The 5,175-nt window shown below is 48.0% G+C and carries 5 protein-coding genes; all 5 read left to right on the top strand.

Annotation, left to right across the window (positions count from 1 at the left end; translation table 11 throughout):
* The first annotated feature begins 145 nt into the window (after positions 1–145).
* Positions 146–376, top strand: a complete 231-nt coding sequence (locus V6C93_RS38190) for a type II toxin-antitoxin system CcdA family antitoxin (RefSeq protein ID WP_349262685.1) — start codon at positions 146–148, stop codon at positions 374–376.
* Positions 377–512: 136 nt separating this feature from the next.
* A complete protein-coding gene (locus V6C93_RS11210) occupies positions 513–2,231 on the top strand; it encodes an ATP-binding protein (protein WP_333476741.1) in 1,719 nt (572 codons plus the stop codon).
* Between the two features lie 160 nt (positions 2,232–2,391).
* Positions 2,392–3,042 carry a DUF3386 domain-containing protein gene (locus V6C93_RS11205; RefSeq protein ID WP_333476740.1) on the top strand — a complete coding sequence of 217 codons (651 nt, stop codon included), beginning with the start codon at positions 2,392–2,394 and terminating at the stop codon, positions 3,040–3,042.
* Positions 3,043–3,244: 202 nt separating this feature from the next.
* A complete protein-coding gene (locus V6C93_RS11200) occupies positions 3,245–3,487 on the top strand; it encodes a NifU family protein (protein WP_349262684.1) in 243 nt (80 codons plus the stop codon).
* Between the two features lie 93 nt (positions 3,488–3,580).
* Positions 3,581–5,175, top strand: a 1,595-nt coding sequence (locus tag V6C93_RS11195) for a glycoside hydrolase (RefSeq protein ID WP_333476739.1), incomplete at its 3' end; no start/stop codon positions are given.

Raw genomic sequence — 5,175 nt, 5'->3', positions numbered from 1 at the left:
TCTGCTTACAAAAGCGGGAGATACCCCTGATGGGGAATGCCTTGTAGGCCTGACTCCAGATCAGCTTTCGGTGCGTTGCTTTCTCCAAGGCTGGCTATTTGATAGTTATCGTAAAATGCATACTAGGGGAACTAAAATTGTGCTTATGAACGATCATGGCGTACATAGAGAGCATTCGGCGGAAAAAGAAGAGATTTCTATTCACTTAGATTCTGAACTATTGGAGCAAATCAACCACTTGACCAATGATCCGAGTAGAGTGATTGAAACGGCAATTCGTCAGTGGCTCAGAGGAGAACGGGAACGGGATGACGAATTAACCCGTGCCTTAGACCGAAATCCGCCTGTACCGTCGCGAGGCGAATGGAATGATTGAGATAAAACAGATATAGGCTTTAACCTGAGGCTTTTGAGCCTCTGCTATTTGAGCCGCTATCTGTTGCTCTTCGCCCGAATGGCTATAGCTAAATAATACCTGTGGTTGATCAACTGCCGTTTCCAGGTCTTGTCTGATGACTGCTCCTGCTAATCTAAAACGTTCTCGTTCTGGGTATACCGCTATGGAATCTGCTACTGCACCAAGCAAATCTAGCTTCTTGCAGGGGTTAGGGTCTGAACTTGTGTTTACTCAGGATGCATCTGGTCAGTACCACTCTTTCTATTGGCAAGGCGCTGAGCGCTATGGTCTGACAAACGAGCAAGTGGTTGGGCTTCCCCTTCATGACACATTTCATCCGATCGCGGCTGACGCGTATCTGGAACAAATTCAGCGAATTCTAGAGCAACGAACTCCTGAGCGTTGTATCCATTCGTTGGCTTACAACGATCAAGTCTTCCCCTTTGAGTTGGTCATCAGCCCAATTCTGCAAGCGGATGGCAAAGCCACAACGGTTCTGGTGATGGGTCACCTATTGCCTGAATCCTCGGTACAGAAAGTAATCGACTCTTTCGTGCCTTTAAGTCTAGACCCCAATCAAAAACTGCTCACTCAGATTGCTCGCAAGATTCGACGGACCCTCGATCTCGATACCATTTGGCAAGAGACTGTAAAAAGTCTGGGCAAGGCACTCCAAGTCAGCCACTGCATCATCTGCTCCTATAAACCCGATGACCCAGAAGTCCGGGTAAAGGCAGAGTACGGTCAACAGCTACGTCGCTCAATGGTGGGGAAAAAGCTGGAACTGGCCTCGGAGCCTTACCTAAGACAAGCCCTGTTTAGTCGCGAACCGGTGGTGATCGAGCAAGCCACTAGTTCAGAATGCCAGAAGGAGTCAGTGTTGGTGGTTTCCACTACCTATACTGACCAACCCAATGGTTTGATTAAACTGCAACAGTGCAATCGCCACCGCATCTGGAGTGAGGCAGAAATTGAATTGGTGCGAGAACTAGCGGAACAAGTGGGAACCGCGATCGCTCACGCTACCCTGTACAAAGAGTTAGAAGAAGCACGGGAACAGGCTGAAGCGGTTTCCCGGCTCAAAAGCCAATTCCTTGCCAACACGACCCACGAGTTACGAACTCCCCTCAACGGCATTATCTGTAGCCTCAAGCTAATCATCGACGGCATGGTAGATACGCCTGAGGAACAGGCGGAATTTATGGATGATGCCCATAAATCAGCGCTGCATCTATTGGACATCATTAACGATATCTTAGATATCGCCAAAATTGAAGCTGGTAAAATGGAGCTTCCATTAGGCGAAGTTCAGCTCAATGAACTGCTGGATAATGTTCGAGATTTTACTCAGAATCAAGCACAACAAAAGAACCTCAGTTTCAATATCGAGCTACCCAATACTCGTGATGAAATCATTGTGTACGGAAACTATCAGCGGCTGCTGCAAGTCCTCTTAAACCTGACAGGTAACGCGATTAAATTCACCCACGAAGGAGGGGTAACCATTAGTGCGGAAGTGCTGAAGAAAAAGGTCTCGTTTCAAGACCAAGAACTACCCGGTATGGTCAAAATCCGAGTGGCAGATACTGGGATTGGTGTTTCTCTCGACAAGCAAGACAAGCTTTTTCAAGCCTTCAGTCAGGTGGATGGCGAACGCACTCGTCAATATGGCGGCACAGGTTTAGGCTTAACCATCTCCCAAAGGCTTGTGGAAACAATGGGCGGTGTTGTCAACTTTTACAGCATGGGTGAAGGACTAGGTTCCACCGTTACCTTCACAGTGCCTCTCTATCAGGAACCCATGATGATTTCCAACACGGCGAGTGTTTCTTGAGGGATTGGGTTGAACGTTGAAGGTTAGCAGGTTGGTCGGTTGAAGGTTAGCACTTTCGACTTGCCAACTTTTAACCGATTGATACTCAAATTATCCCATAGAAGCGCAAGACTGGGTAAACATTCATAAACTAGAGATGGTTGATTGAATATAAGGATTTATGACAGAGCAAAAAAGCGCCCGTGAGTTGTTTCAAGCCGCCTACGAAAACCGCTACACATGGGACGCCAACTTTCCCGGTTACCGTGCGGATGTCGAAATTAAGCAGGGTGATGAAGTCTACAAAGGGGAAGTTCGCATTAAGGATGACCTCACAGTAGAAGTCACTGGCATTGAAGATGAGAAAGTTCAAGAAAGCGTTTATAACCAAATGCGGGATATTGTTACCCACCGCAAGCGATCAACGTTTGAAAAAGCTCACGGGAAAAACGAGTTTAGCCTAGGTGAATCAGACACGACTGGTGCCGTAGAAATCCTGGTTAAGGGCGATGCAATGGGGTCGAACTACAAAGTCCGAGGTACCGAAATCTGCCAAGTTAGCCGGGTGATGGGGCCAATGGCGTTTACGATTAATACCAACGAAAGCTTGGATACGGGGGAAGGCTATGTTTCAACGGGCTACAACGCCATCTTCCGAGAGGCTAAGACGGGCAATCTTAAGACCAAACGAGAGTTTGAGGAGAGCTATGAGAAAGTGGGCAATTATTATGTCATGACGCGCCAAGTCGTTCATGCGATCGATGGAGGAAATCGGCTCACTACCGAGTTCAACTTTTCTAATATCAAACTTCTCGAGCCCGTAGCCGTTTAATCTTGAGCAATTAGCTATTATCTTTCAGTGATTAGCTAGCTGATTGAGCTGGTATAGAAGACAACCAATCTCAACGATTAGTTCTTCCGATATACCAGACAATGGAGTTAATTGCTGAAAGCTAATCTTTCGGCTCTACTCAAGGAAGCTAGGATGTAAGATAACTGCGATTCAATCAAAAAAGCACAAAGGGTGAAGAATTATGTCCCAAACAATGGCGCTAACTCCTGAGAACGTCGAAACAGTTTTGGATGACTTGCGTCCGTACTTGATGGCTGATGGTGGCAATGTCGAACTCGTCGAGTTAGATGGCCCCATTGTTAAACTGCGGCTTCAAGGTGCCTGCGGGTCTTGCCCCAGCTCAACCATGACTCTGAGAATGGGGATTGAGCGGCGTTTACGCGAATTCATTCCGGAAATTGCTGAAGTTGAGCAAGTCATGTAGCCGTTTTGAGTTAAAAGTTAAGAGTTAAGAAGGGGAGAACTATTGTGATCTCCCCTAACTCTTGACTCACACGTCTCATCCGACTCAAAACGCATGTCTCATCCCTTATACGTCGCTTTTATCTGGCATCAGCACCAGCCTTTGTACAAATGTCGCGATCGCGGCTCGGTTGCTTTAGGGAAATACCGTCTACCGTGGGTGCGCCTGCACGGTACGAAAGACTACTTAGATTTAGTGCTTCTCTTAGAGCGCTATCCAAAGCTGCATCAGACGGTAAACTTAGTTCCTTCGCTGATTTTGCAGCTCGAAGATTACATCGGGGGTAAAGCGTTCGACCCGTATCTGGAAGTGGCTTTGACACCCAGCGAACAGCTGAACACCGAACAGAAGCAATTTATCATTGAGCATTTTTTTGATGGTAATCACCACACCCTGATTGACCCCCACCCCCGCTACAGGGAACTGTACGGGTTGCGACAGGACAAAGGAAGGGAATGGTGCCTGGATAATTGGACGCTCGAAGATTTTAGTGACTTGCTGGCGTGGCACAATCTAGCCTGGATTGACCCGCTGTTTTGGGATGACCCAGAGATTGAGGGCTGGTTAAAGCAGGGGCGTAATTTCACCTTGAGCGATCGCCAACGAATTTTCTCGAAGCAGAGAGAAATCATCGGTCGGATTATTCCCCAGCACCGGAAAATGCAAGATGCCGGTCAGCTGGAAGTCACCACAACCCCCTACACACACCCCATTTTGCCCTTACTAGCAGATACCAATGCAGGGCGTCGGGCTGTCCCCCACATGAACTTGCCGCAACATCGCTTTCAGTGGGCAGAAGATATTCCCCGGCACCTGAAGAAATCGTGGACGATGTATCAAGACCGCTTTGGTCGGACGCCCCGTGGGTTGTGGCCCAGTGAGCAGTCCGTTAGTCCTGAGATTTTACCCTACATTGCTCAGCAAGGGTTCGAGTGGATTTGCTCGGATGAGGCGGTGTTGGGGTGTACGCTAAAACATTTTTTCCACCGGGATGAGGCGGGGAATGTTTTAGACCCAGAAGTCCTCTACCGTCCATATCGCCTGGAAACGCCTTATGGGCCTTTGGCGATCGTGTTCCGAGACCATCGCTTATCGGATTTAATTGGCTTTACGTATGGAACGATGGATGCGAAGCAGGCTTCTAGTGATTTGGTGGGACATTTAGAAGCCATTTCTCGTTCTCTAAAATCTCGGCAACATGGAGGTACCACATCCTTAGAAAACCCCTGGCTGGTCACAATCGCTTTAGATGGGGAAAATTGCTGGGAGTATTACTACAAAGACGGTATTCCCTTCCTAGAATCGCTTTATCAGACCCTGAGTGACCATTCAGATATCAAGCTGGTGACGGTGAGTGAATTTATCGAACAGTTCCCAGCCACCGAAATTATTCCATCTGAGCAACTGCACAGTGGTTCTTGGGTGGATGGTAGCTTCACAACTTGGATCGGTGACCCTGCCAAAAATCGAGCTTGGGACTTGCTGACGGAAGCACGGCAAGTCTTAGCCAATCATCCAGAAGCGACGGAAGAAAATAACCCAGAAGTTTGGGAAGCCTTGTATGCAGCAGAAGGTTCGGATTGGTTCTGGTGGTTTGGCGAGGGTCATTCCTCCAACCATGATGCCATATTCGACCAGTTATTCCGAGA

It is taken from the genome of Allocoleopsis sp. (assembly GCF_036703385.1).
GTDB lineage: Bacteria > Cyanobacteriota > Cyanobacteriia > Cyanobacteriales > Coleofasciculaceae > Allocoleopsis.
This window is presented reverse-complemented; position numbering and strand designations above follow the sequence as displayed.